At 71.8% G+C, this 24,801-nt stretch carries 22 protein-coding genes; 9 read left to right on the plus strand and 13 right to left on the minus strand.

The genetic code is table 11. The features are described 5' to 3' along the window. Positions 1-217: 217 nt before the first annotated feature. Positions 218-2,260 carry a tetratricopeptide repeat-containing sulfotransferase family protein gene (locus G3573_RS04230; RefSeq protein ID WP_163259606.1) on the plus strand — a complete coding sequence of 681 codons (2,043 nt, stop codon included), beginning with the start codon at positions 218-220 and terminating at the stop codon, positions 2,258-2,260. Between the two features lie 137 nt (positions 2,261-2,397). Here G3573_RS04230 and G3573_RS04235 read toward each other — a convergent pair whose 3' ends face one another. Continuing rightward, the gene (locus tag G3573_RS04235) at positions 2,398-3,018 is read right to left on the minus strand and encodes a TetR/AcrR family transcriptional regulator (protein ID WP_163259607.1); all 621 of its coding nucleotides are present in this window, start codon (positions 3,016-3,018) and stop codon (positions 2,398-2,400) included. A 103-nt stretch (positions 3,019-3,121) separates the two neighbouring features. Here G3573_RS04235 and G3573_RS04240 point away from each other — a divergent pair, with 103 nt between their 5' ends. From G3573_RS04240 to G3573_RS04250, 3 genes are all read left to right on the plus strand, one after another. Continuing rightward, positions 3,122-3,862, plus strand: coding sequence for a 3-oxoacyl-ACP reductase family protein (locus G3573_RS04240; protein ID WP_205598066.1), 741 nt, complete (start codon positions 3,122-3,124; stop codon positions 3,860-3,862). A 154-nt stretch (positions 3,863-4,016) separates the two neighbouring features. Then, entirely contained in the window at positions 4,017-5,198 is a 1,182-nt protein-coding gene (locus G3573_RS04245) for a low temperature requirement protein A (protein WP_163259609.1), read from the plus strand. Positions 5,199-5,441: 243 nt separating this feature from the next. Further along, entirely contained in the window at positions 5,442-7,766 is a 2,325-nt protein-coding gene (locus G3573_RS04250; protein ID WP_240454508.1) for a TonB-dependent receptor, read from the plus strand. A gap of 85 nt (positions 7,767-7,851) precedes the next feature. Here the strand turns inward: G3573_RS04250 and G3573_RS04255 are convergent, their stop codons facing one another. The 3 genes from G3573_RS04255 to G3573_RS04265 form a co-directional block, all read right to left on the minus strand. Further along, entirely contained in the window at positions 7,852-8,493 is a 642-nt protein-coding gene (locus G3573_RS04255; RefSeq protein WP_346427341.1) for a LysE family translocator, read from the minus strand. Further along, complete coding sequence (locus G3573_RS04260; RefSeq protein WP_163259611.1) at positions 8,490-8,888, minus strand: cupin domain-containing protein; 399 nt, start codon at positions 8,886-8,888, stop codon at positions 8,490-8,492. The genes G3573_RS04255 and G3573_RS04260 overlap by 4 nt, the downstream gene beginning before the upstream one ends. 131 nt (positions 8,889-9,019) lie before the next feature. Then, the gene (locus G3573_RS04265) at positions 9,020-9,430 is read right to left on the minus strand and encodes a hypothetical protein (protein WP_163259612.1); all 411 of its coding nucleotides are present in this window, start codon (positions 9,428-9,430) and stop codon (positions 9,020-9,022) included. A 161-nt stretch (positions 9,431-9,591) separates the two neighbouring features. Here G3573_RS04265 and G3573_RS04270 point away from each other — a divergent pair, with 161 nt between their 5' ends. Further along, positions 9,592-9,993 carry an SseB family protein gene (locus G3573_RS04270; protein WP_163259613.1) on the plus strand — a complete coding sequence of 134 codons (402 nt, stop codon included), beginning with the start codon at positions 9,592-9,594 and terminating at the stop codon, positions 9,991-9,993. A 163-nt stretch (positions 9,994-10,156) separates the two neighbouring features. Here G3573_RS04270 and astB read toward each other — a convergent pair whose 3' ends face one another. From astB to G3573_RS04290, 4 genes are all read right to left on the minus strand, one after another. Continuing rightward, positions 10,157-11,494, minus strand: coding sequence for an N-succinylarginine dihydrolase (gene astB, locus G3573_RS04275; protein WP_163259614.1), 1,338 nt, complete (start codon positions 11,492-11,494; stop codon positions 10,157-10,159). Positions 11,495-11,696: 202 nt separating this feature from the next. Further along, on the minus strand, positions 11,697-13,160 hold the full coding sequence (gene astD / locus G3573_RS04280) for a succinylglutamate-semialdehyde dehydrogenase (RefSeq protein ID WP_163259615.1): 1,464 nt from the start codon (positions 13,158-13,160) through the stop codon (positions 11,697-11,699). Continuing rightward, the gene (locus G3573_RS04285; RefSeq protein WP_163259616.1) at positions 13,157-14,164 is read right to left on the minus strand and encodes an arginine N-succinyltransferase; all 1,008 of its coding nucleotides are present in this window, start codon (positions 14,162-14,164) and stop codon (positions 13,157-13,159) included. The genes astD and G3573_RS04285 overlap by 4 nt, the downstream gene beginning before the upstream one ends. Beyond that, on the minus strand, positions 14,164-15,453 hold the full coding sequence (locus tag G3573_RS04290) for a hydrolase (protein WP_163259617.1): 1,290 nt from the start codon (positions 15,451-15,453) through the stop codon (positions 14,164-14,166). Before G3573_RS04290 ends, G3573_RS04285 begins: the two co-directional genes overlap by 1 nt. 462 nt (positions 15,454-15,915) lie before the next feature. Here G3573_RS04290 and G3573_RS04295 point away from each other — a divergent pair, with 462 nt between their 5' ends. Further along, positions 15,916-16,533 (plus strand): hypothetical protein, encoded by a 618-nt coding sequence (locus G3573_RS04295; RefSeq protein ID WP_163259618.1) that lies wholly within the window; start codon positions 15,916-15,918, stop codon positions 16,531-16,533. A gap of 42 nt (positions 16,534-16,575) precedes the next feature. On the opposite strand, the gene G3573_RS04300 is transcribed toward G3573_RS04295, so the two are convergent. Both G3573_RS04300 and G3573_RS04305 read right to left on the minus strand, forming a co-directional pair. Continuing rightward, positions 16,576-17,028 (minus strand): chemotaxis protein CheW, encoded by a 453-nt coding sequence (locus G3573_RS04300; RefSeq protein ID WP_163259619.1) that lies wholly within the window; start codon positions 17,026-17,028, stop codon positions 16,576-16,578. Positions 17,029-17,247: 219 nt separating this feature from the next. Beyond that, positions 17,248-17,673, minus strand: coding sequence for a hypothetical protein (locus G3573_RS04305; protein WP_163259620.1), 426 nt, complete (start codon positions 17,671-17,673; stop codon positions 17,248-17,250). Positions 17,674-17,836: 163 nt separating this feature from the next. On the opposite strand from G3573_RS04305, the gene G3573_RS04310 reads away from it, so the two are divergent. The 3 genes from G3573_RS04310 to G3573_RS04320 all read left to right on the plus strand — a co-directional run bounded on the left by G3573_RS04310 (position 17,837) and on the right by G3573_RS04320 (position 19,111). Next, the gene (locus G3573_RS04310; protein ID WP_163259621.1) at positions 17,837-18,136 is read left to right on the plus strand and encodes an antibiotic biosynthesis monooxygenase; all 300 of its coding nucleotides are present in this window, start codon (positions 17,837-17,839) and stop codon (positions 18,134-18,136) included. 424 nt (positions 18,137-18,560) lie between these two features. Then, entirely contained in the window at positions 18,561-18,947 is a 387-nt protein-coding gene (locus G3573_RS04315) for a GreA/GreB family elongation factor (RefSeq protein ID WP_163259622.1), read from the plus strand. After that, entirely contained in the window at positions 18,944-19,111 is a 168-nt protein-coding gene (locus tag G3573_RS04320) for a hypothetical protein (protein WP_163259623.1), read from the plus strand. Before G3573_RS04315 ends, G3573_RS04320 begins: the two co-directional genes overlap by 4 nt. A gap of 24 nt (positions 19,112-19,135) precedes the next feature. Here G3573_RS04320 and G3573_RS04325 read toward each other — a convergent pair whose 3' ends face one another. The 3 genes from G3573_RS04325 to G3573_RS04335 all read right to left on the minus strand — a co-directional run bounded on the left by G3573_RS04325 (position 19,136) and on the right by G3573_RS04335 (position 24,688). Beyond that, positions 19,136-19,618, minus strand: coding sequence for a hypothetical protein (locus G3573_RS04325; protein ID WP_163259624.1), 483 nt, complete (start codon positions 19,616-19,618; stop codon positions 19,136-19,138). Between the two features lie 248 nt (positions 19,619-19,866). After that, positions 19,867-20,226: a hypothetical protein gene (locus G3573_RS04330; RefSeq protein ID WP_163259625.1), complete on the minus strand. Its 360-nt coding sequence runs from the start codon at positions 20,224-20,226 to the stop codon at positions 19,867-19,869. A gap of 289 nt (positions 20,227-20,515) precedes the next feature. Next, entirely contained in the window at positions 20,516-24,688 is a 4,173-nt protein-coding gene (locus G3573_RS04335) for a translocation/assembly module TamB domain-containing protein (protein ID WP_163259626.1), read from the minus strand. Between the last annotated feature and the right edge of the window lie 113 nt (positions 24,689-24,801).

Genomic DNA, 24,801 nt, shown 5'->3' on the forward strand with positions numbered 1-24,801 from the left:
CCTTGACCACGGGCGAGGGGCCGGCCGCGCCGCGCCGTCCGCCGCGCGGCGCGCCGGCCGCGCCGCCGAGGATCTGGTCCAGCAGTCCCATGGGCTCGTCCTTTCGTTTGAATTCCAACGCCGAACACGCGGCCGGGCGTGGGCGTTCCGGACGATTGACAGGCCCGCGCGAAGCGCCGCTCATTCGTGGCGTGACTTCGCGGGGGCGGGGGTTTTGGTGACGCGTACGGCTTCCGAGCCCTCAGGCTCTCTGGCGACGGCGCTGGCCCACGGCGCGCGGCTGCTGGAACGCGCCCCGGCGCTGGCGGCGCAGCAGGCCCGCGAGATCCTGGCCGCGGCCCCCGGCCATCCGCAGGCGACCCTTCTGCTTGGAACGGCGCTCCGCGCCGCACGCGACATTCCCGGCGCGCTGGCGGTGCTGACCCCCTTGGCGACGGCGGCGCCCGACTGGCCGGCGGCCCAGGTCGAGGCCGCGCTCGCCCTGGCCGACGCGGGGCGCACCCGTGAAGCGGTCGACGCGCTGCACCGCGCGGTCCGCCATAACCCCCACCACGCCTTCGCCTGGCGGGCCCTGGGCGATCAACTGACCCTGACCGGCGACACCGACGGCGCCGACGCGGCCTACGCCCGACACCTGGTCTCTTCGGTGAAGGACCCGCGCCTGGTCGAGGCGGCCGAGGCGCTGTGTGAGAACCGCCTGGCCGTGGCTGAGCGCCAGCTGAAGGCCTTCCTGAAGGCCCACCCCACCGACGTGGCGGCCATGCGCATGCTGGCCGAGGTGGCCGGCCGGTTGCGCCGCTATGAGGACGCCGAAAAGCTGCTGGCCCGCTGCCTGGAGCTGGCCCCGGGCTTCGCCATGGCGCGGCACAACTATGCGCTGGCCCTCTACCGCCAGAACAAGGGCGCCGAGGCGGTGGCCGAACTGGACGTGCTGCTGGCCCGCGAGCCGGGCCACGCCGGCTACATGATCCTGAAGGCCGCGGCGCTGGGCCGGATCGGCGAGTACGAGCGGGCCATCGACTGCTACGACGCCGTTCTGGCCCGCTGGCCCGAACAGCCCAAGGCCTGGATGAGCTACGGCCACGCCCTGAAGACGCTGGGCCGCCAGGGCGAGGCGATCGACGCCTACCGCAAGTGCATCGCGCTGCTGCCGGGCCTGGGCGAGGCCTGGTGGAGCCTGGCCAACCTGAAGACCGTGCGCTTCTCCGACGACGACGTCGCGGCGATGCGGGCCCAGCTGCAGCGCGCCGACCTGTCCGAGGAAGACCGCTTCCACCTGCACTTCGCGCTGGGCAAGGCGCTGGAGGACGCGGGCGAGGCGGCTGGATCGTTCGAGCATTACGCCGCGGGCAACGCCCTGCGCCGCGCGGGGCTGGACTATGACGCCGACGAGAACCGCGCCCACGTCGACCGGTCGAAGGCCTTCTTCACCCCGGCCGTGTTCGCGCAGCGGGCGGGGCAGGGGTGTTCGGCGCCCGACCCGATCTTCGTGGTCGGCCTGCCGCGGGCCGGCTCGACCCTGATCGAGCAGATCCTCTCCAGCCACTCGCAGGTCGAGGGGACCATGGAGCTGCCCGACGTGGTCTCCATGGCCAAGCGGATCGGCGGCAAGAAGACCAGGAGCGCCGTCTCGACCTATCCGGAGGCGCTGGCCGAGCTCGACGCCGACGCCCTGCGCGCGCTCGGCGAAGAGTACCTCGAGCGCACCCGCGTGCAGCGCAAGACCGGCCGGCCGTTCTTCATCGACAAGATGCCGAACAACTTCGCCCACGTCGGCCTGATCCGGCTGATGCTGCCGAACGCGAAGATCGTCGACGCGCGCCGCCACCCGCTGGGCTGCTGCTTCTCCGGCTTCAAGCAGCACTTCGCCCGCGGGCAGGGCTTCACCTACGACCTGACCGAGCTGGGCCGCTACTACGCCGACTATGTCGAGCTGATGGCCTGGTTCGACCGGGTCGCACCGGGCGCCGTGCATCGGGTGATCTACGAACGCATGGTCGCCGACCCGGAAACCGAGGTGCGGGCGCTGCTCGACTATTGCGGCCTCCCGTTCGAGGAGGGCTGCCTGCGCTTCTACGAGACCGAGCGGGCGGTGCGCACCGCCAGCTCCGAACAGGTGCGCCAGCCGATCTTCACCGACGCGGTCGAGCACTGGAAGGCGTACGAGCCGTGGCTGGGGCCGCTGAAGACGGCGCTCGGGCCGGTGCTGGACGCTTATCCGGAGGCGCCTGACTTCAACACGCCGTCATCCCGGCCGTAGCGGAGCGTTAGCTCCGCGTAGAGCCGGGACCCAGCAAGCGCGCCGCTTGTTGCAGCGCGTTGGACCGTTGATCTCGAGCTTGCTGGGTCCCGGCTCTCCGCGCTTCGCGCTGCGGCCGGGATGACGGAGGTTTTTGGCTAGGTCTCCGGCCACGCCCGCATCGCCGTGCGCCCCACCGCCAGCAGCTCCTCGCGGCTGGCGCCGTCGCGAGCCTGGACCGACAGGCCCTGCTGCACGGTCATGAGGAAGCGGGCCAGCGCGCCGACGTCGATGTCGGCGGCCAGGTCGCCGCTCTCGATCCCGCGGCGCAGCCGATCCTCATAGGCCCGGACCGCCTGCAGCCGCCGCTCGGCCACCGCCGCGCGCACGCCCTCGGCCGCGGGCGAACACTGGGTCTCGGTCGCGGCGACCATGCAGCCGCGCGGCTGGTCGGCGCGGGTCAGTTCGAAGGCGGCTGTCTCATACAGCCGTTCGAACGCCGTCCGCGTCGGCAGGTCGGCGGCCAGGATGGGCAAGACGTAGGCGCCCGGCCCGGCCACGTAGTGGTCCAGCGCCTGCGCGTAGAGCTGGGCCTTGCCGCCGAACGCGCCGTACAGGCTGGACGGGCTGATGCCCATTGCGACGGTCAGCTCGTCCATCGACGCCGCCTCGTAGCCGCGGTCCCAGAACAGCCGCATGGCCTTGTCCAGCGCCAGCTCGCGGTCGAAGCCGGGCGGGCGGCCGCGCGGGCGGCGGGCGGTCGGGTCGACATTTTCCATAACGATCGTTCCGAATATCTCTTGAACCCCTCGGGGCGGTTCCCCACCTGCCGCCCCATGGATCGGGAGCAATCGTTCCCGAAATAAGAAGATGGGTCCAGACATGACGGATTTGAAGCGGAAGGTCGCCCTGGTCACCGGCGGTTCGCGGGGCATCGGCGCGGCGATCGCCAAGCGGCTGGCGGCCGACGGCGCGGCGGTGGCGATCACCTACACGGCCTCGTCCGAAAAGGCCGACGCGGTTGTGAAGGCGATCGAGGCTGACGGCGGAAAGGCCCTGGCCATCCAGGCCGACGCCGCCGATCCCGCCCAGGTGAAGGCGGCGGTCGCGCGTACGGTCGAGGCGCTGGGCGGGCTGGACATCCTGGTCAACAACGCCGGCGTCCTGGCTCTGGGGCCGATCGGCGAGCTGGCCCTGGAGGACTTCGACCGCACCCTGGCGGTGAACGTGCGCGGCGTGTTCGTGGCCAGCCAGGAAGCCCAGCGCCACATGAAGGACGGCGGGCGCATCATCAACATCGGCAGCGTCAATTCCGACATCGCCCCGTTCCCGGGCCTAACGGCGTACTCGGCCAGCAAGGGGGCGGTGGCCGCCCTGACCATCGCGCTGGCCCGCGAGCTGGGTCCGCGCGGCATCACCGTCAACAACCTGCAGCCCGGCCCGGTCGACACCGACATGAACCCGGCCGCCGGCGACTTCGCCGACACCCTGCGCGGGATCATGGCGCTAGGGCGTTACGGCCACGCCGACGAGATCGCCGGCCTGGTGGCCTATCTGGCCAGCGACCAGGGCGGCTACGTCACCGGCGCCAACCTGCGCATCGACGGCGGCTTCGGGCTGTAGGTCCTCCCCCGAGCGAAGCGGTGGAGGGGGCTCCAGCGGAGCGCCTCGGTCTCAGCTGCGCCGTCGCGCCAAGACGAGCCCCCTCCACCATGCTACGCATGGTCCCCCTCCCCCAGAGGGGGAGGATTGAGCCGCCGCGTAGGGGCCCTGGGGCATGACCATCTTCGCCGCGCCGAGCGGTCTGCTGCGTGAACGACGCGGCCACGACCACGCCCGGGTCACCTTCGTCGAGCTGTTCTTCGACCTGGTGTTCGTCTTCGCGGTCACCCAGCTGTCCCACACCCTGCTGCACGACCTGAGCCTGGGCGGCGTGCTGGAGGTCGGCCTGCTGGCCATGGCCGTGTGGTGGGTGTGGGTCTACACCTCCTGGCTGACCAACTGGCTGGATCCGGAACGCAGTCCGGTGCGGCTGGGCCTGTTCGTGCTGATGCTGGCGGGCCTGGTGCTGTCGACCTCGCTGCCGCGGGCGTTCGGCGACCGCGGCCTGGCCTTCGCGGCGGCCTACGTCTTCATGCAGGTCGGGCGCACCGGCTTCATGCTGTGGGCGCTGGGGCCCCACAGGCCGACCCTGACGCGCAGCTTTCAGCGGATCGGGGCCTGGTTCGTCGCGTCCGGCGCGGCCTGGCTGGCCGGCGCCTTCGTTGAGGGCGAGGCGCGGCTGGCGTTCTGGGCGCTGGCCGTGCTGATCGAGTATCTCGGTCCGTCGGCGGGCTACTGGTCGCCGGGACTGGGGCGTTCGTCCACCGGAGACTGGAACATCGAAGGCGGGCATCTGGCCGAGCGCTGCGGCCTGTTCGTGATCATCGCCCTGGGCGAGTCCGTCCTGGTCACCGGCGCGACCTTCGCCGAACTGGTCTGGACCTTCGACACCGCGGCGGCCTTCGTCGTCGCCTTCGCCGGCAGCGTGGCCATGTGGTGGCTCTACTTCGACGGGGTGTACGAGGCCGCCAGCCAGCGCATCGCAGGCTCCGCCGACCCGGGCCGGATCGGCCGGTCGGCCTACACCTACGTGCACCTGCCGATCGTCGCGGGGATCATCGTTGCGGCTGTGGAGGACGAGCTCACCCTGCACGAGCCGCTGGGGGCGCTGGAGCCGGCCATGGTCGCCGCCGTTCTGGGCGGGCCGGCGCTGTATCTGCTGGGCCTGTTGCTCTTCAAGCGGACGGTGTTCGGCTACTGGTCGCCGAGCCGGCTGGGCGGGCTGGCCATGCTGGCCGCCCTGGTCCCGCTGGCGGGCGTGCTGACGCCGCTGTGGCTGTCCACCGGCGCGGCGGCGGTGCTGGTGATCGTGGCCGCCTGGGAGCGGCGGCTGCAACGCCGGCAGGCTCGGGCCTGAGCGACATTTCCTTGGGTTGAAAGGCGATTTCTAGAATTCGTGCCGTATCGGCACGTCTTCGCCGTGTCGTCGGCGACACGTTCGTGAAATCGGGCTTTTCTTCCAGCTTGACAGTTACCATGACTCCGGCGCGACACTACCGCTTAGCTTGAGGCTGATCCTGGGGGGATGAGTATGCGTCGGCTGTCGCCCGCTAAACTGCGGGGTGCTCAACTGTTTTCTGCGACGCTTCTGGCGTCGACCATGCTCACCGGGGTCGGCGTCGCCGCCGCCCAGGACACCGCGACCGCCACCCTCGACGAGGTGGTGGTGACCGCCCAGAAGGTGTCGCAAAGCCTGCAGGACGTGCCGTTCAGCATCCAGGCCATGGGCACGGAGAAGCTGGAGCAGCTGCAGGTCGCCGACTTCAACGACTTCGCCAAGTTCCTGCCCAGCGTCTCCTACCAGACGGTCGGGCCGGGCTTCACCAGCATCTACATGCGCGGCGTGGCCAGCGGCGGCGACGGCAACCACTCCGGCTCCATGCCCAGCGTCGGCATGTACCTGGACGAACAGCCGGTCACGACCATCCAGGGCCCGCTGGACATCCACGTCTACGACATCGAGCGGGTCGAGAGCCTGGCCGGGCCGCAGGGCACGCTCTACGGGGCCAGCTCGCAGGCCGGCACCATCCGCATCATCACCAACAAGCCCAGCATGGCCGGCTTCGAGGCCGGCTGGGACGCGGGCGTGAACACGGTGGCGCACGGCGGCGTCGGCTACGTGGCCGAGGGCTTCGTCAACCAGCCGCTGGCCGACAACGTCGCGGTCCGCCTGGTCGGCTGGTACGAGCACGACGCCGGCTACATCGACAACGTCCCGGGCACGCGCACCTACCACGAAGGCGAGAACGCCGACGCCGGCGGCGACGAGATTCCCGACTTCACCATCAACAACAACGCGCTGGTGAAGGACGACTTCAACGACGCCGACACCTACGGCGCGCGCGCGGCCCTGCGCATCGACCTGAACGACGACTGGACCATCACGCCGCAGCTGATGGCGCAGGACCAGAAGACCAACGGCGTGTTCGGCTTCGATCCGGACGTCGGCGACCTGAAGGTCGACCGCTACAAGCCCGACAGCTCGCACGACCGCTGGGTGCAGGCGGCCATGACCATCGAGGGCCGGATCAGCGACTTCGACCTGACCTACGCCGGGTCGTACCTGAAGCGGAACGTCGACTCCGAGTCCGACTATTCCGACTACTCGTTCTTCTACGACAACCTGTACAACTACGGTCAGTACTGGGTGGACGACACCACCACGCCGCTGGGCGACCCGTCGCAGTACATCCAGGCCAAGGACCGCTACACCAAGCAGACCCACGAAATCCGGCTGGCCTCGCCGCAGGACAAGCGGTTCCGCTTCATCGTCGGCGCCTTCTACCAGCGCCAGTACCACAACATTCAGCAGGACTACCGGATCGACGGCCTGGCCGACTTCGAGTCGGTCACCGGCTGGGACGACACCCTGTGGCTGACCAAGCAGGAGCGCGTCGACATCGACACCGCCGCCTTCGGCGAGGCGTCCTTCGACATCACCGACAAGCTGTCGGTCACCGGCGGCGTGCGCTTCTTCAAGGTCGACAACAGCCTGAAGGGCTATTTCGGCTTCTCGTCCTGGTACAGCGGCTCGACGGGCGAGGCGGCCTGTATCTCGCCGACCCCGGTGGTGCCGGGCGGGCCGTGCACCAGCTTCGACAAGAGCGTCCAGGAAGACGGCAACACCCACAAGCTGAACCTGACCTACAAGTTCGACGAAGACCGGATGGTCTACGCGACCTGGTCGACCGGCTACCGTCCGGGCGGCCTGAACCGTCGCGGCACCCTGCCGCCGTACCTGTCGGACTTCCTGACCAACTACGAGCTGGGCTGGAAAACCACCTGGGGCGGCAACCTGCGCTTCAACGGCGCGGTGTTCATGGAGAAGTGGGAGGACTTCCAGTTCTCGATCCTGGGCCCCAACGGCCTGACCGAGATCCGCAACGCCGCCCAGGCCGAGATGAAGGGCGTCGAGACCGAGATCAACTGGCGGGTCAACGAGGGCCTGACCATCTCCGGTTCGGCCGCCTACACCGACGCCCAGCTCAGCGCGAACTACTGCGGCTTCACCGATCCGGACGGCACGCCGGTGACGGACTGCCCGAGCCCCCTGGCGCCCAAGGGCCAGGAACTGCCGGTCACGCCGAAGCTCAAGGCCAACCTGACGGCCCGCTACGAGTGGACCTGGGCCGATTTCGACGCCCACCTGCAGGGCTCGCTGGTCACCCAGAGCGGCGCCTGGACCGACCTGCGGACCACCGAGCGCGGCATCGTCGGCCGGATCCCTGGCTACACCAGCGCCGACGTCGTGTTCGGGGTGGAGAAGAACGACTGGACCGCGGAGCTGTCGATCCTCAACGCCCTCGACGAGCGCGGCGAGGTCACCCGTACGGTGGCCTGCGCCGAGGCGGTCTGCGGCACCCGCGCCTACACCGTTCCGATCCAGCCGCGCACCATCGGCGTGCGGATCGGCAAGCGTTACTAGAGCGCGTTCAACGCGCCCCGGGGCGGGAGAGGGCGGCGTCGCGAGAGCGGCGCCGCCCTTCTTCTTTGGCTCGCGCGGGTCCGGCTCAGCCGCGGGTGTCCCAGGCCAGCCACAGCGCCACCACGGCGATCGCGACGGCGAAGGCGCGGCGCACCCTGCGGGCCTTCGGATGGTCGCCCGCCGCCCCCAGCCCGGTCCCGGCCCTGGCGGCCAGCAGCACGATCGCGCTGTGCACGACGACGCTGATGGACAGGTGCATGGCCCCCAGCGTCAGCGCCTGGGGCAGGGCGGGCCGCGCCGGCGAGATGAAGCTGGGCAGCAGCACCACGTAGAAGGCCGCCGCCTTGACGTTGAGCAGGTTGGCGAACAGGCCGTGCCGGAACCACTCGCCGTAACATGCCGCGCCCTGCGGCCCGCGCGGCGCGGCCTCGCGCTCGGCCGACCACGCCTCGAAGGCCAGCCACAGCAGGTAGATCACCCCGGCCCAGCGCAGGGCCTGGTAGAGCAGGGGATAGGCCAGCAGCACCCCGGTCAGGCCGAAGGCGGCGGCGATCATGTAGGCGGCCAGGCCCAGCGTCACGCCGGCGACCGCGGTCAGCCCCGCCTTCCGGCCGCACGCGGCCGAAAGGGAGGCGAGGTAGCCCATGTTCGGCCCGGGCGTCAGCTCCACCACCGCCATGGCGACGAAGAAGCGGGGCAGGACGTCCGGGTCGAGGCCGCCGATCACTCGGTGGTTTTGCCGTCGAAGTGCTCGTCTTCGTCCGCGTCGGCCTCGGCCTTGGTGCGGTGGACGATCCCGTCGCGGTGATGGGGCGGGCTGTAGAGGGTGTAGAGCTTCAGCGGCTCGGCGCCGACGTTCTTCACGTTGTGGCGCGCGCCCTTGGGCACGATCACGGCCGAGCCGTCGCCGACCTTGTGGGTGACGCCGTCGATCAGCACCTCGCCTTCGCCGCTCTCGACGCGGAAGAACTGGTCCTCCTTGTCGTGCACCTCTTCGCCGATCTCGCCGCCGGCGGGGATGGCCATCAGCACCAGCTGGGTGGAGCGGGCGGTGTAGAGCACGCGACGGAAGTCGGTGTTCTCCTGGGTCAGGCGCTCGATGTCGTCGACATAGCCCTTCATGGGTCGTCCTCTCGCCGGTGTGCGTGCAAAAAACCCCGGCGCGGCGGCCGGGTTCTCGCACCCACTTAATGACGCGGCGAGCGGGGCGGTAGGGGGCGAACGGCGTTACGCCCGCCCCCGGCCCTGAAGCGTCAGCAGCCGGCCTGGGCCAGGCCCTGTTCGCGGGCCTTGGCGCTGACCGCGGCCGAACCGCCGCCCGCCGGGGCGCCGCCCTTGGCGGAGTCGCGCGCCACGTCGACGGCGACCTGGGTGGCGGCGGCCGTCAGCGGATTGTCGGAGCGGGCGGCGATCTGCGGCGCGGCGGCCTGCAGGGCCGAGGCGGCGAAGCCCAGCAGCTTGCGGGCGGACTTGGAGCGCTCGGTCTCGTTCGGCTTGGCCGGGGCGGCGGCGACCGCCTGGACGTCGCCCTGGTTCTGCATGATGGAGCGGGCGATGGCGCAGGCCTCGGCCGGCGGGCGCTCCTGGCGGGCGGCGGCCGGCTGGGCGGCGGCCACGACGGCGGCGACGGCGGTCAATAAGGCGACGGTCTTGCGGACGGTCATGGTGGGGTCCTCTGGCGTCTGCGCCGGGTCCCAGGCCGATCCCGCCCCGCGCGTCCCCTCCGCTCTAGCTCCGGCCGGACCGCGAAGGGCGCGAGGTGCGACGAGGATTCGACAAGCGACGAAGCTGAGACGAAGGTGGCCGCCCGGCCCGGAGACGCCCGATGGACGACGCGCACCTGACCTTTCAGCCGCTGAACGAGCTCGAAGCGCTGATGGTCGCCGCCCACGCCGACCCGGCCCGCAAGGCGGCCTTCCGCGACGCCCTGCTGGCGGCGCCGCTGTGCGCCCTGACCCAGGCGGTGGTCGACGGCGGCCGCAAGCTGGAGCCCGGCGACCGGGTCCAGTTGGCCACCGCGCCGCAAGCGGACGGGCGCGCCGCGATCATCCTGTTCACCGCGCCGGCCCGGATCGGGCAGGTCTATCCGGTGGGCGTGTCCTACATCCAGGGCCCGGGCGTGGAGATGCTGAAGCTGGCCCGCGACGGCGCGGCGATGCTGAACCCGGGGATCCCGTACGGGGTGCTGTGGACGTCGGGCGAGATCGAGGCGCTACTGGCGGGGTAAATCCTCCCCCGAGCGAAGCGGTGGGGGAGGGGGACCGCGAAGCGGTGGAGGGGGCTCCAGCGGAGTGCTCCCTCTCAGCTGCGCGGTCGCGCCAAGACGAGCCCCCTCCACCATGCTTCGCCCAAGGGCTAAGCACGGTCCCCCTCCCCCAGAGGGGGAGGATTTAGACCCGCTGGAACGGGTAGAAATCCCCGCCCAGGTTCAGGATCGCGGTCAGCTGGTCCAGCGCGCCGCGGGTCTCGGTCAGCAGTTGCGGGTCGGCCAGGTCGGCGGGGCGCAGCTCTTCGCGGTACCAGCGCTCGGCCCATTCGCAGAGACGCCCGTAGAGGCCGGCGTTGAGGCGCTGGAAGGCGTTGGCCGAGGCCAGCTCCTGTTCGGTCAGCACCACGCGCAGGCGCAGGCAGGCCGGGCCGCCGCCGTTGCGCATGCTCTGGCGCACGTCGACGTACTCGACCCGCCCGATGGGGCCGTTGGCGGTGGCCAGGGACTGCGCCGCCGCATGCGCGCGCGGATTGTCGGCGGTCTCGGTCGGGGCCAGCAGGACCAGGCGGTCCTCGCCCGGCACGACCAGCAGCTGCGAGTTGAACAGGTAGGACTTCACCGCGTCCTCCAGCGGCAGGTCGGCCGCGGAGATCTCGACGAACTCGGGCTGGAACAGGCCCTCGGCGGCGGCGCGGATGGCGGCCAGCGTGCCCGCCTTGTCCTCGAAGGCCAGCTCGTGGAACAGCAGGGCCGTCCGCGTGCCCACGCAGACCACGTCGTTGTGGAAGGTGCCGCCGTCTATGGCCGCTTTGGCCTGGCGGGCGAAGACCGGGCGGTGCGCGCCGTGGCGGCGGGCGATCGCCTGACAGGACTCCAGCGTCTGGCGGGCCGGGTACTTGCCCTCCCAGCGCTCCCAGGCCTCGCGGCCCCAGACCAGCAGGTTGACGCCGGGCGCGCCGTGCTCGGCGGCCAGGCGCACGTGGTTGGCCGCACCCTCGTCGGCCAGGTGGGCGACCGGGTTCAGCGCGTCGTGCACCGCGAAGCGGCGCGGATCGGGGAACAGCCGGCGCAAGGATCGCGTGGTCTGCTCGTGCTCCAGGCTGCGGTGCAGGTTGGTGACCAGGTTGGCCGGGGTGAAGTGCACCCGCCCGTCCGGCGCGTCGACCGAGGGCGTGACCGTGGCTGCGTTGGCCGCCCACATCTGCGAGGACGAGCAGGCCGCCGCCGCGAAGGCAGGGGCCTCCTTCCAGGCGCGCTCCAACACCTCGGCGTCCGTGCCGGAGAAGCCCAGCGCGCGCAGGAAGGGCGTGAAGGGCCGCTCGTGCGGCGGCAGGACGAACTGCGGGATCCCCAGATCGGCCAGCCGCTTCATCTTGGCCAGGCCCTGCAGGACCGCCGCGCGCGGGTTGGACGCCTCGCCGGCGTTGACCTGGCTGGCGATGTTGCCGGGCGCGAGCCCCGCGTAGGAGTGCGTCGGCCCGACCAGGCCGTCGGCGTTGGCTTCCACCGTGGACATCACATCCCCCTCGCACTGACCCCTCTCCCCCTGAGGGAGAGGGAGGGTCCCACGCACCGGAGCGTAGCGTAGGTCTGCGTGGGAGGGTGAGGGGTCGCACGCCGGCCGGCGGCGGCGAGACCCCTCATCCTCCCGCGCGGGCCTTCGGGCTTCCGCCCTCCGGCGCGCGGGCTCCGTCCTTCTCCCTCAAGGGGAGAAGGAAGAACTAGGGCCGCAGCCCCTTGATCTCGCCCAGGATCGACCTGGCCTTGTCGGCCTCGAAGGTCGCCACCGGGTAAGCCACGTAGTCGGCCGCGTAGTAGGCGCTTGGGCGGTGGTTGCCGCTGGCCCCCACGCCGCCGAACGGCATGTCGCCGGCCGCGCCCGTGGTCGGGCGGTTGCGGTTGACCACGCCGGCGCGCGAGCGGGCCAGGAAGCGGCGCCAGCGGGCCTCGTCGTCGCTGATCAGGCCGGCCGACAGGCCGAACTTCGTGTCGTTGGCCTTGGCGATGGCGGCGTCGAAGTCGGAGACGCGGAAAACCTGCAGCACCGGCGCGAAGATCTCGTCGTCGGGCAGGCCCTCGACCCCGGTCATGTCGAACAGGCCCGGCGTGACGAAGGCGTGCGTGCCGTCGACGCGGTGGAACTTGCGCACCACCTTGCCGCCCATCTCGATCAGGCCCCGCGCCTTGGTCAGCGCGCCGTCGGCCGCCTTGGCCGAGATCAACGGGCCCATGTAGGGCTCGGGGTTGGCGTCCCAGGGGCCGACGGTCAGGCGGTCGGCCAGCGCGGCCACCGCCTCGATCACCGCGTCGCCCTCGGCGCCGTCCTTGACGATCAGCCGGCGCGCGCAAGAGCAGCGCTGGCCGGTCGTGACATAGGCCGACTGGACGACCAGCGAGGCGGCGGCCTGCGGGTCCTCGACGTCCCAGACCACCAGCGGATTGTTGCCGCCCAGCTCCAGCGCCAGCACCACGTGCGGGTTGTCGGCGAACTTGCGGCGGAAGAAATCGCCGGCCTGGGCCGAGCCGGTGAACAGCAGGGCGTCGATCGGCTGCTCGATCAGGGCCGCGCCGGTTTCGCGCCCGCCCTGCACCAGGTTGACCACGCCCTTGGGCAGGCCGGCCGCCTCCAGCGCCTCGACCAGCATCTGGCCGGCCAGCGGGGTCTCTTCCGAGGGCTTGAACACCACGGTGTCGCCGGCCAGCAGGGCCGGGACGATGTGGCCGTTCGGCAGGTGGCCGGGGAAGTTGTAGGGGCCCAGCACGACGGCGACGCCGTGCGGCTTGTGGCGCAGCACGGCGCGGCCGAAGGCCATCTCCGCCTCGCGCTCGCCGGTGCGCTCGCCATAGGCGCGGATCGAGATGTCGACCTTGCCGATCATCGAGTTCAGCTCGGCCGTGGTCTCCCACAGGGCCTTGCCGGTCTCGCGCGACAGGGCCTTGGCGAACTGAGGCGCGCGTTCCTGCAGCACCGCCTTGTAGCGGCGCATGAACTCGACGCGCTCCTCGCGCGGGCGCTCGCTCCAGTCCTCGAAGGCCTTGCGGGCGCAGCGGACGGCCTGCTCGACCTCGCCGCGGGTCGCCGACGCGCCGGTCCAGACCTGCTCGCCGGTGGCCGGATCGGTCGAGACCAGTCGTTCGCCCGCGCTCTCGCGCCACTCGCCGTCGATAAACAGACGCCCGTTCATGCCTTCACCCGAACCAGTTCCCCGCCTTTCACGCGCAGCAGGTCGGCGACGTCGCGGGTCATCAGGACCTGCTCGTCCTCGGCCGTCACCGCTGCGCGGGTGGCGCGGAAGTTTTCGATATCGTCCACCGAAACCAGCGAGGGCGTCGCGTGATCCAGCGCGTCCACGAGGCGCACGACGAGGCGGCGGCTGTCGCGCACGGTGCGGATTTCGTCGCGGGGGCAGGCCACGGTCGGGCCGGCGTCGAAGATGTCGACCAGGCCCGTCGCGCGGAAGCCCTCGCGCTCCAGCAGGGCGCGGGCCGCTTCCCCTTCGCGGTGGACGTTGCCGATCACGCGGCGCGCCGGCTCCGGCAGAAGCTCCACATAGATGGGGTGGCGCGGCGCGAGGTCCAGGATGAACTGGCCGTCGGAGGCGGCGCTCATGCGGTCGGCCTCGCCGAACGGCATGTGGAAGAACTTGGCGGCCACGTGCTCCCAGAACGGGCAGGAGCCGTCCTCCTCGAACCAGCCGCGCAGCTCGGCCAGCACGTTCTCGGAGAACCGCTGCGGGTCCGACCCGATCAGCATGTAGCGCGACTGGGCCAGCAGGCGCCCGGCGCCGCCGGTGCGCTTCTCGGCCTTCAGGAACAGCGAGCCGACCTCCGACCAGCCGGAGCACTCGTTCACCAGCACGAGCGCCTTGTGATCGAACTTCAGGCCCAGGTTGGCCGAGTACTGGGTCAGGCCCACCACGCGGAACGAGAAGAACGGCCGCTTCACACCCACCGCCGCCTTCACGCCGGCCACGCCGTCGATCTGGCCGGTCTCGGCGTCCTCGAGCATCAGCGTGTACCAGCACTCCAGCGGGGCCAGCTCGCCGCGGAAGCTGGCCTGGGAGACCTCCAGCCGCTCGCGCAGGGTCGGCTCGTCCTCGGGCAGGCTGGTGAAGCCGGGGCCGGACAGCACGGCCAGTTCCATCAGGGCGTCGAAATCGGCGGGACCCGCCGGACGGACCACAAGCATCACTCAGTTTCCTCAGCCAGGGCCCGATCGTTCGTACTTGCCGGGCCCGCGTCGCGCAGCGCCCTGATGCCGGCGGCGTCGATCTCGCCGGAGGCCAGCTTCATCAGGATCAGGGCGGAGAGCTGCGCGCGCTCCACAAAGCTTTGCGGCCACGCATACTCGGCTTCGCTGTGGATGTCGCCCCCGCGCACCCCCAGCGTGTCGACGTTGGGCAGGCCCACCGCATAGAGGTTGTTGCCCTCGCACACCCCGCCCGACGGCTTCCAGCCGATCGGCTGGCCCAGCAGGTCGCCGACGGCCTTCACCGCCCCGAACAGGGCCTGCTGCGAGGCGTCGAACGGCTTGGCCGGGCGGGTGAAGCCGCCGTGGCGGTGGATGCTGATCCCCTCGAACGGCGGCCGGGCACAGACCTCGTCGATCGCCCGGTCGATCCAGGCCGCGCCCTCCGCGTCGGGCACGCGCACGTTGAAACGCACGACAGCGTTGTCAGCCACCACATTGAGCGGCGCACCGCCGGAGATCTTGGCGACGTTGACGGTGACGCCTTCGTGCACGCCGTTCAGCGCATGCAGGCGGCAGGCCAGCTCGGCGGCCGCGGCGATGGCGTTGCGGCCCAGCGCGAAGTCGCGCCCGGCGTGGGCGGCCTTGCCCTTCACCACCAGGTGGAAGTTGCCCGAGCCCTTGCGCGCCCCGGCCAGGGTGCCGTCCGACAGGGCCGGCTCGTAGGTCAGGCCGACGTGGCCCAGGCGGCCGATTTCGGCCAGCACGGCGCCGGAGCCCAGCGAACCGATCTCCTCGTCGGGCGACAGCAGCACGCGGTAGCCGACCCGATCGCGCAGGGGGTGGCGCTCGAATTCCTCGAGGGCGGCCAGCATGACCGAAACGCCGCCCTTCATGTCGGCGATGCCCGGGCCGTTCAGGGCGCCGTCGTCGCGGGCCACGACTTTCTGGAACACGCTCTCGGCCGGATAGACGGTGTCGTAGTGGCCGGTCAGCACGACCTGCACCGGCGCGCCCGGGCGCACGGTCATCAGGAGCGCGTCTGTGTGCGGCTGGTGGCGCAGGGTGCCGTCGTCGGCGACCTCGGGGCTGGCCGTCAGCGCTCGATGGCGCAGCTCGCCGGGCAGGTCGTCCAGCAGCTCGGCCAGGATCAGCTTCTGCTTTTCCAGTCCGGCGATGTGCCGGCTGCCGGAATTGATCGCGCACCAGTCGACGGCGCGCTCGACGATCTGCGCCTCGCGCGCCTCCAGCGCGTCGAGCACGCGCCGGTCTTCAGGGAGAATCCGCATGCGGGCTGGACACTAGCCGGAACGACGTTCGCGGTTCAACGCGCGGACGCTTCCATTTCGGAAGCGGCGGGCGGGATTCACCGGGCATGCGTCCAGTCCGCGGGCGATGTCCAATCCGTACGCCCCGGCGAAAGCCGGGGGCCAGGTGAAGCCGACAAAGCGTCGTGGATGAATCTGGGTCCCGGCTTTCGCCGGGACGTACGGAGTAGGGGCGGGCGCCAACAACGAGGTGTTCGGATGAAATCCGCCGCGCCCCTACGCCTTTTTGGGTAGTCGGCCACGGAAGGCCTGAGGAACTGGCAGGTAGAGGGTCGGGTTGTGGGGCGCGGTTCGGGTGCGCGCGACGCGGTTACTCCGCGGCGGGGGCCGGGGCGCGCCGAGGGAATACTTCTCCGGTGAGGGTTTGGCGGCCGATGCGGTCGCTCGCGCCGCGACGTTTCAGGTTCAGCAGGAGTATCCGAGATGATGGAGACCCACACCGGTTTCGGCGGCTGGCAGGGCGCCCCGCAGGGCTTCGGCGGCCAGGGCTTCGGTCAGCAGTTCGGCCCCACGCCCGGCGCGCGCCTGGGCGAGTTCGCCGGCCAGGGCGGCGACATCGCCGACCTGGTGCGCACCCTGGTCGCCCAGCGCCTGCAGACGGGCGGCGGCCGCGCGCTGAACTTCGACATCGGCGACCTGGTGCGCGCCATCGTGGCGATCCGCATGCAGACCGGCGAGCCGCTGATCGGCGGGCCGGGGCCGGACATCGGCGACATCGTGCGGCTGGTGGTCGGCGCCCGCCTGCGCGGCGGCATGGGCGGCCAGTCGGACGTGGGCGATCTGGTGCGCGGCGTGATCGGCGCCCGGATCCAGGCCGGCGGCCCGCTGCTGGGCGGCGAGAGCGACGTCGGCGAGCTGGTGCGCACGGTGGTCGGCGCGCGGCTGCAGTCCGGCGGCCCGCTGCTGGACATCGGCGACCTGGTGAAGGCGATCGTGCTGACCCACGCCATCCAGGCGCGCACGGGCGGCGGCCAGGCGTTCGGCCAGGGGGGCGGCCAGGGCTTCGGCCAGCACATGGGCGGCTTCGGCTACACCCACTGAAGGCTTGTGGCGGGTTCCGGCTCCGGCCGGGGCCCGCCCCACTTACGCCGCCTGGGCGATCTCCACGTCGGGGACCACGCGCTCCAGGCTGAGCAGGCCGGCCATCCAGCCGTCCATGGCCAGCACCCCGTCGATCAGGTCCTCGCCGGCGCGGGCGACGTCGGGCGTCGGCTGCAGCTGTTCGGCCGTCACGGTCAGGATGTCGGAGACGGCGTCGACCAAGAGGCCGATGGTGCGGCCGTGGATCTCGCAGACCACCACGGCGCTGCGCGCCCCGGGCTCGGCCGCCTCGGCGCCCAGCCGCACGCGCAGGTCCAGGATCGGCAGCACCAGGCCGCGCAGGTTGATCACGCCCTTGATGTAGTCCGGCGCGCCGGGGATCGGCGTGGCCGGCGTCCAGCCGCGAATCTCGCGCACGGCGGAGACGGCGACGCAGTAGTCCTGACCGCCGACCCCGATACGGATCAGCTCGCGGCCGGCCGAGGCGATGTCCATCGCGAAGTCTCCTGCTCGTTCTGAGCGACGAGCGGGCAGGATGGCAGGTGAGCGTTAAAATCCTCCCCCGAGCGAAGCGGTGGGGGAGGGGGACCGCGAAGCGGTGGAGGGGGCTCGCCCAGGCGCGACGGAAACCGCGCACTCCGCTGGAGCCCCCCACGGCGGCTTCGCCGCCTGCTCCCCCCAGCGCTGACGCTCGGGGGGAGATCTAGGACGCGCTCACTCCCCCGCCGTCCGCGGCATCGTCGCCAGGTCCATGCCCAGTTCGGCGCAGCGGGCGGCGTACTGCTTGGCGCGTTCGGCCAGGTAGGGAGTGGTGCGCGGCGTCGCGCCTTCGGCGGCGGCGACCTGGGGCGGGGTGGTCTCGCCGGGCGCGAAGGGCTGGTTCAGCTCGATCAGGAAAGGGATGTCCTCGTCGCCGCCGACCCGCAGCAGGCCGCAGGCGGTCTTGTGGTCGGGGGTCTCGGCCACGGCGACGACGCGGGCCTGGCGGCCGTCCGGCGTACGGGCCAGGGCGGCGGCGGCGGCGTAGTCGGCCAGCGTGGCCGGCCCCTGATCCGCGCCGCTCTCCGGGCGCTTCGAACAGGCGGGCGCGGCCAGCAGCGCGAGGGCGCAGGCGAGCCGGGCCAGCTTCAGCGTCTCCATTCCGATCCCCTGCGAGGCTCCGACCCATAAAGCTTTTCGAGCCCGTGGCGGTTGCGGCGGGGGCGGTTTTGCGGGAGGAGGCGGGCCAGAGCGCGTTCCGCGAAAGTGGATCCGGTTTTGCGATCAGAACGCGCTCGAGCTTTGAACCGAACGGAGATCCGTGATGACCACCAAGGCCCTCTACGCCCGCCTGGAAGCCAAGCCCGGCAAGGAGGCCGCCGTGGAGGCCCTGCTGCGCGACGCCCTGGCGCTGGCCCGGGCCGAGCCGGCCACCACCGCCTGGTTCGCCATCCGCATGGGCCCGACCTCGTTCGGCGTGTTCGACGCTTTCCCGGACGAGGAGGGCCGTCAGGCCCACCTGGACGGCGAGATCGCCCGCATTCTGAGCGAGCGCGCCGGCGAACTGTTCGAGCACCCGCCGGCCATCGCCGAGTTCGACGTGCTGGCGGCGAAGCTGCCGTAATTCACCTCTCCCGTGCGGCCCGGCTTTAGCCGGGCCATACGACCTTCTGGGCGCCCCGTTCACGGGAACGGGAGGTTCACCGTGCTTGACACCCCCGTCCTCGCGGGCCACGCTCAAGTCGTCATGCGCAAACGTATCGCCTTCGCGCGTAAATCGCATCATGCGGGCCGCCTGCTCGAAGGCGCTCCACCCCGGGCCTGAGCGTTTCAGACCCGGGGACGACTTCCCGTTGCTTTCATCATAGCTGACCAAGGCCTGGACTGATCTGTCCGGGCTGCGAGAGCGTATGTCCGACACCTGCCGCGCGCGGCCGGCGTGCTGTCCGTTCTGCGGACGGTCTTCGCTGTCTCGCGCCTGTTTGCTTTGCGGGGCGTCTCCGACCGAGCCGGAGCCCCGCCGCCGATCCGCCGCCAGAGGAATTCCGATGACCGAGCGTCCGCCCCTCCACCTCGCCGAAGCCGACTTCGACGCGCTCAGCGTCCTGGTCGGCGACCATCCGTCGACCGACGCGCCGGGCCCGGCCCTGCTGGCCGAGGAGCTGGCGCGCGCGAAGGTGGTGGCCGAGGCCGACCTGCCGGTCGGGGCCGTGCGGCTGGGCTCGGAAGTGGCCTATTTCGACAGCCGCTCGAAGATGATCCGCCGCGTCGTGCTGGTCCCCCCGGCCGAGGCCGACCTGACGGCGCGGCGGGTGTCCGTGCTGACCCCGGTGGGCGCGGCGCTGATCGGCCTGTCGGCCGGCGACGCCTTCTGCGACGACAGCGGCCGCGAGCTGCGGGTGATCGAGGTGGTCGCGCCGGGAGCGCTGGTGTGAGGTCTCGTATCGCCAGGCGTATCCAGGCCGACGAGACCGGCGCGCCGCGCCCGCCGGTCTATCTGCGTACCTTCCCGGCGCGCCGGCGCGCGCGCTTCCCGTGGCTGGGCGTCCTGCTGCTGCTGGTCGCCATCGGCGCCATAGCGGCGACGGCGTTCGCGTAAGGTTTTGGCGCCAGGTTGCGGAGGTCAGCCGGCCGTGCAGGCCGGCCCCGGCGCGAACAGCTCGGCGCAGGTCAGCACGCCGTTGCGGTCGACGTCGTCGGCGGCGAAGTCGGCGCGGAACAGGGCGGCGAGTTCGCTCTCGCGCAGCTTTCCGGCCTTCGCGTTGTCCCGCCAGAACCGGTCGAACTCGGCCAGCGCCGCCTGGCCCTCGATCTTGCGGCGCTGGGGCACATCGCGGAGGAACAGCGCCTCGTAGCGGTCCAGCGCGCCGTCGTCGTCCAGGTCGGCCAGCCGGGCCAGGCGCAGGTTGGCTTCGACCCACTCGTCCGGGCCGACCCGGCCGTTCCCGTCGCGGTCGTAGGCGGCGAAGCCGGTCGAGCTGTGCGCGCGCCAGTCGGCCAGGCGGGCGTCGTAGGCTTGCTGGTCGTCGCGATGGACCAGCGGCAGGCCGGTCGCGGCGCAGCCGCCGATGAGGGCGGCGCAGGCCGCGAGCAGGATCAGGCGCATGGAGTCTCCCCCGTTCCGGACGTCTCCGAACGGTGGGTCAACCGAGAGCCAAGCTTCACAGTTCCGCCACAGTGACGGGGAACCTTCGCCGTCTGCGCTTGGTTGGGCGCAGGATTCGAGGAAGCGCCAAGCTGGCGGCGCGGTTCGATGGCCGAGACGTCGGCCCTCCGTCGACCGCGTCGGCGTTTCCACCCCAACTCGGATCAGGCGCGCGCCGGGGCCGCTTCCGGGGCCGCGTCGCCTCTCTCTCAGTTCAGGGTGTGCACGAACGGCGCGGCCAGGCGCACGCCGGCGGCGGCGACGTCGATCAGGCGCGCGGCCGGCAGGCCCATGCCCAGCACCGCCGGCACGAAGGCGGCCACGGCCATCGCCAGGCCGATGGTCTGGCGGGTGCGCCGGGCGGCCCGCTCCGGGCTAGGGTCGAGCGCGCCGGTCTTGCCCAGCGCCCCGAAGGCGATCACCGAGCCGATCAGGCCGGCCAGCACCACCGCCATGCCGGCCGCGACCGCGGCGCTGTCGGCCTCGCCCATGGCCGTGAAGGCCGCGCCGATGCCGACCAGGGCGTTGGCCCCGAAATAGACCGCCTTGGCGTCGTCCCGTGAAATCATGCCGCCCCCCCGCTGTGCCGCGAGGTTGCTGCTACGCCCGGCCAGGGAGCAGCGCCACGCGCCCGGGAGTCGCAGGGGGCGGTCGGCGCCGAGGGGGAGGGCTATCGCATCCCAAACGCCGTCATCCCGGAAAGCGCGCAGCGCTTATCCGGGACCCAGCAGCTCGACCTCGACGCTGCGGACCAGGGCTGCAACAAGCGCGGCGCTTGCTGGGTCCCGGCTCTCCGCTGCGCTTCGCTTCGCTGCGGCCGGGAGGACGGGCGATATGTGAAGGCCGAGGCTGGCCTCGCTAGCGCGACTCCTTGCGCCAGCGGATCGACAGGGTGGCGGCGCCGGTGGCGGCGATGCGGGAGACGATCGACAGGTTGCGACGCGCGCGCCATTCGGCCTCGACCGCCGAGCCTTCGACGCCGCCGCCGATAATCTCCAGATAGATATCCTCGGTGACGTACTTGCCGCCGGCCACGGTCATGCCGGACTGGTCGCCGCCGCCGAAGGTCAGCCGGTCGAGGCCGGCGAACTCGCGCAAGTTGCCGAACACGTCCAGGCCCCCGCCGCCGGCCATGGAGGCGAGCGCCGAGGCCAGCTGGGCGGCTTCCAGCGGCGACAGCTGAGAGGCCGAGCGGCCGAACAGCACCTGGGACAGGATCTCGTCCTGGGGCAGGGCCGGCTCGGAGGTCAGCTTGACCTCGGGCTCCTGCGCCGTGCCGCGGATCTCGACGATGGCGGTCAGCGACGGGTCTTCGCGCACCGCGCGCAGGTTCAGGTCGATGGCCGCCAGGTTGGTGCTCAAGCCCACCGTGCCGCCCTCGTCGAACACGAAGCGGGCCCCGGCGAACTCCCAGTCGCCGCGCACGACGGTGGCCAGGCCCTTCAGCTCCGGCTGGGCGACCGTGCCGCCGACGTGGGCGTCCAGGGCCAGCTCCACGTCCAGGCCCCGGCCGCGGACAAACACGCGGTTGTCGGCCTTCAGGGTGACGTCCAGCGCCACCGACGGCCCCGGCGCGCGCGGCTGGATCATCTGCTGCTCGCCGAACGGCTTGTTGATCTCGATCACGTCCATCTTCACGACGCCGCCGCCGCGGCCGCCGACCCGGGTGGCCGAGATCTCGGCCTCCTGGACGGCCAGGTCGCCGACCAGGGCCAGCTTGCCGTCGGCGGCGCGGGTGACGGTCAGCGGGCCGGTGGCCCGGGCGTCGGCCAGGTCGTTGTCGATGATCCGGAAGTTGCGCAGGGAGACGGTGAAGCTGGAGGCGCCGCCGGCGCGCAGATCCAGCCGGCCGTCGCCGGTGACCGTGCCGCGGCCGCCGTCGGCGGCGGTGAAGCTCTCCACGACCGCGCCGCCCTGGTCGAACCGGGTCTTCATGTCCAGCGCGGTCAGCTTCAGGCCGGTGGCGAAGTCCTCGAAACGGCCGCCCTCCAGGTTGGCGTAGCCCTGCACCTTCGGCGCGTTCAGCGTGCCGGCCAGCGAGCCCTCGGCCGAGATCTGGCCGGAGAGCCGGCGGTCGCCGCCCAGCAGCAGGTCCCAGATCGGCTGGATCTCGCCGGCGGCGGAGAAGCGCCCGTTCATCGGCTTGTCGCGCACGATGGCCAGGTGCAGCGGCCGGGCCGAGGCCTCGACGGGCAGCACCAGCGAGGTGTCGGCGCGCACGCCGCCCTCGTCGAAGGCCGAGGCGTCGATCGCCAGGCTGCGGTCGGTCAGCTTGGCCTTCACGGTGGCGTCGACCGCCAGCTTGCGCGGGCCGTCCAGGCTGCGGGCGTCCTCCAGCCTGGCGTCCAGCGAGCCGCCCAGCTGGTCGCCGCGGCCGTGCAGGTCGAGGCTGCCGGTGAGCTTGCCCTCGAACCGGTCGCTGAGCGCGTTGAGCTGCACGCCGGCCACCTCGGCGCGGGCGTCGACGTTCTCGCCGGCCTGGCTGGCGTCGGCGGTCAGCCGCCCGCCGCCGACACCGACGTCCAGCTTCAGGCTGCGGCCGTCCGGATCCAGGGTGACCACGGCCGGGGCCAGGGTGTTGAACTTCACGCCGCGCAGGGCGCCGTCGCCGCTCAGGCTGACGCTCTGGCTCTGGCCGGCGCGCGAATACAGGCCCGTGCCGTTGAACCGGCCGGGGTTGGGGCCGGCCACGTCGGCGGTGACGGTGAAGGGCAGGCGCGCCAGCGTGCCGGTCCCCTTCAGGCTGAGCGTGCGAAGCGCCCAGGTGGCGCCGCGCGGGCGCACGTCGGTCCCGCTGACGTCCAGCACGGCGGCGGCCGTGCCCGGCCCGTCGGTCAGGCGCACCGTGCCGGCCAGCTTGCCCGACGCCAGGAACACGCCCGGGCCGGCGGCGAAGGTCAGGTCGGCGGCCGAGGGCGCGCTGTTGCGCAGCGCCAGGCCGCCCTTCGCCTGTACGCCCGCGCCGTCGACGTTCAGGTCGCGCAGGGTCACGCCGCCGGGCACGAACTGGAAGGCCGACGCCGCCCGCACCGGGCCGTAGGCCGAGCCGCCGACCACGCCGATGCGCCCGTCCGAGCCGCGCGGATCGCTCTGGAAGGTCAGGTCGACCATGGCGTCGGTCAGGGTGATGACCGGGGTGTCGATCTGCTGCAGCCGCGCCTTCAGGTCGATGCGGGGCGCGCCGAGGTTGCCGGTCAGGTTTCCGGTCCCCTTGGCCTGGCCGGCGATCTCCACCGGGCCGGCCTGGAACGGGCCCTTGGCCGACCAGTCCAGCGCCAGGTTCAGACTGCCGTTCAGGCCCATCGCGCCCTTGCCGTCGGCCTGGGCCGCCTTGCCCTCGAGCCGGCCGCGATCGATCTCGATGACGTTGTTGACCAGGGCGCCGGTCGCCTTCAGGCGCGGCTCGGTCCCCATCAGTCGATCGAACTGCGACAGCCCCGTCGCGAAGCGCCGGCCCCGCGCGTCGGCCGTGACGTTCCAGCGGTTCACGCCGTGGGGACGGTTTCCCTTGAAGTCGGCGACGATCTCGCCCTTGGCGCCTTTGCGGATGGTCGACGGGTCGGTCAGGGTCGCCTGGCCCTGGAAGGTCAGGGTCCCGGTCAGGCCGCGCGCGCCCGAGCCCTTGATCTTCAGGCCAGCGCCGGTCGCGTCCACGCGGGTCAGCAGGAAGCGCCCGTCCTTCAGCCGCGCCAGCTCGATGTCGGCGCGCGGGCGCGGTCCGAACAGGCGGGGCAGCACGCCGTTCCCCATGCCGCCGGTCCCGGTCAGCTTGGTCTTGACGTCCCAGCGCCCGGCCTTCCAGGCGATCTCGATAGGCCCGGCGGCCTTGCCCAGCCTGTAGCCGACCGCGGTGAACTGCTCGACCGAGGTGTCGCCGGTGAAGCGCCAGGCCGTCGGATCGCCGTTCCACACGCCCTTGATGCGGCCGGCCCCGGCCAGGTCGTGGCCGATCAGCCGGGAGATCGAACCGGTGGCCACGTCCAGGCGCACGCCGTCGGGCGCCGTGCGGCCTTTCGGCTCGAACACGCCGAACGAGCGGGCGGTCAGGTTCGGCGCGCGCGCCTCCCAGGCCACCGCGAACCGGTCGGCGGCCCGCTGCCGGCCGGCCAGGCCGAACTTGACCTCGTCGCCCAGGCGCCGGGCGAAGGGGGCGAACAGGTCGGAGCCCGCGAACACCATCCGCCCGCCGATCAGCGCGCCGCCGTCGTCCCAGCGGCCGTCGACCAGCAGCGGGGTGAAGGCGCCCGACTTCAGCAGGGCCTCGACCCGGCCGTCCTTGGTCGCGCCGCCGATCCTGGCCTTCAGCGTGAAGGGCAGGTCGGGCGAATAGCCGAGCGAGCCGGCGATAGGTCCGCCTTTAGATTCAACGGCTTGGACATCGACCTTGAGGGTGTCCTTCAGATCGCCGCGGCCGCCGATCGACACGTCGGCGGTGACGAAGTCGCCCGGCCGCGAGACGCTCCTGGCGTCCAGCTTCACGGCCTTGGCACCCTCCCGGTCGATGTCGGCCTCGCCGGCGATGGTCCAGCGGCCGTACTCCTTGGAGAACTCCGGCAGCAGCTCGATCTGGCCCTCGAACCGGTCGATGTCGATCGACAGCGGCATGGGGGAGGGCGGCTCCAGCTGCGGCTCCAGCTCCGGCCGGCGGATCAGGCGCAGCACCTCGGCGCTGATCAGCTCGGCGTGGAAGCGGCGGCCGATCAGCGGCGTCCAGCTCCAGTCGACGCGGACGTTTTTGGCCTCCAGCCACACGCCCTTGGCGTCGGAAACAGCCACCCGCTCCAGGGTGAAGTCGTTCCAGAGATCGCCCTTCAGCCCGTAGACGTCGAGGGTGCCGAAGCGGCCGACCTTCTTGCCCTGCACCAGGGTCAGGACGAATTCGCGGCCCGGTTTGGAGATCAGGCCGTAGCGGCCGACGGCGAACACGCCGAACAGCAGGCCGACGAGCACGGCCGCGGTGACCAGCAGCCACCACAGGGCGGTGCGGCGTCGGCGTTCCGCGCGCTCCGGAGCGGGGGTCTCGTCGGTCAAAGCGCCTGCCCCCGGCTACGGTGGAGCTTCGACGGTAAAGCTGTGGGGAGCGGCCAAGGTTCCTTCTCTCCCCTCTCCCGGAGGGAGAGGGAGGGGCCCACGCGAAGCGTGGG

The organism is Caulobacter sp. 17J65-9 (assembly GCF_010975005.1).
Lineage (GTDB): Bacteria > Pseudomonadota > Alphaproteobacteria > Caulobacterales > Caulobacteraceae > 17J80-11.

What these genes read in the sequence shown, in the direction of transcription:
- G3573_RS04235 (WP_163259607.1), bottom strand. Translation starts at nt 3,018, where the DNA reads ATGGAAAATGTCGACCCGACCGCCCGCCGCCCGCGCGGCCGCCCGCCC.
- G3573_RS04240 (WP_205598066.1), top strand. Translation starts at nt 3,122, where the DNA reads ATGACGGATTTGAAGCGGAAGGTCGCCCTGGTCACCGGCGGTTCGCGG.
- G3573_RS04245 (WP_163259609.1), top strand. Translation starts at nt 4,017, where the DNA reads ATGACCATCTTCGCCGCGCCGAGCGGTCTGCTGCGTGAACGACGCGGC.
- G3573_RS04250 (WP_240454508.1), top strand. Translation starts at nt 5,442, where the DNA reads ATGCTCACCGGGGTCGGCGTCGCCGCCGCCCAGGACACCGCGACCGCC.
- G3573_RS04260 (WP_163259611.1), bottom strand. Translation starts at nt 8,888, where the DNA reads ATGAAGGGCTATGTCGACGACATCGAGCGCCTGACCCAGGAGAACACC.
- G3573_RS04265 (WP_163259612.1), bottom strand. Translation starts at nt 9,430, where the DNA reads ATGACCGTCCGCAAGACCGTCGCCTTATTGACCGCCGTCGCCGCCGTC.
- G3573_RS04270 (WP_163259613.1), top strand. Translation starts at nt 9,592, where the DNA reads ATGGACGACGCGCACCTGACCTTTCAGCCGCTGAACGAGCTCGAAGCG.
- astD (WP_163259615.1), bottom strand. Translation starts at nt 13,160, where the DNA reads ATGAACGGGCGTCTGTTTATCGACGGCGAGTGGCGCGAGAGCGCGGGC.
- G3573_RS04285 (WP_163259616.1), bottom strand. Translation starts at nt 14,164, where the DNA reads ATGCTTGTGGTCCGTCCGGCGGGTCCCGCCGATTTCGACGCCCTGATG.
- G3573_RS04290 (WP_163259617.1), bottom strand. Translation starts at nt 15,453, where the DNA reads ATGCGGATTCTCCCTGAAGACCGGCGCGTGCTCGACGCGCTGGAGGCG.
- G3573_RS04295 (WP_163259618.1), top strand. Translation starts at nt 15,916, where the DNA reads ATGATGGAGACCCACACCGGTTTCGGCGGCTGGCAGGGCGCCCCGCAG.
- G3573_RS04300 (WP_163259619.1), bottom strand. Translation starts at nt 17,028, where the DNA reads ATGGACATCGCCTCGGCCGGCCGCGAGCTGATCCGTATCGGGGTCGGC.
- G3573_RS04305 (WP_163259620.1), bottom strand. Translation starts at nt 17,673, where the DNA reads ATGGAGACGCTGAAGCTGGCCCGGCTCGCCTGCGCCCTCGCGCTGCTG.
- G3573_RS04310 (WP_163259621.1), top strand. Translation starts at nt 17,837, where the DNA reads ATGACCACCAAGGCCCTCTACGCCCGCCTGGAAGCCAAGCCCGGCAAG.
- G3573_RS04315 (WP_163259622.1), top strand. Translation starts at nt 18,561, where the DNA reads ATGACCGAGCGTCCGCCCCTCCACCTCGCCGAAGCCGACTTCGACGCG.
- G3573_RS04325 (WP_163259624.1), bottom strand. Translation starts at nt 19,618, where the DNA reads ATGCGCCTGATCCTGCTCGCGGCCTGCGCCGCCCTCATCGGCGGCTGC.
- G3573_RS04330 (WP_163259625.1), bottom strand. Translation starts at nt 20,226, where the DNA reads ATGATTTCACGGGACGACGCCAAGGCGGTCTATTTCGGGGCCAACGCC.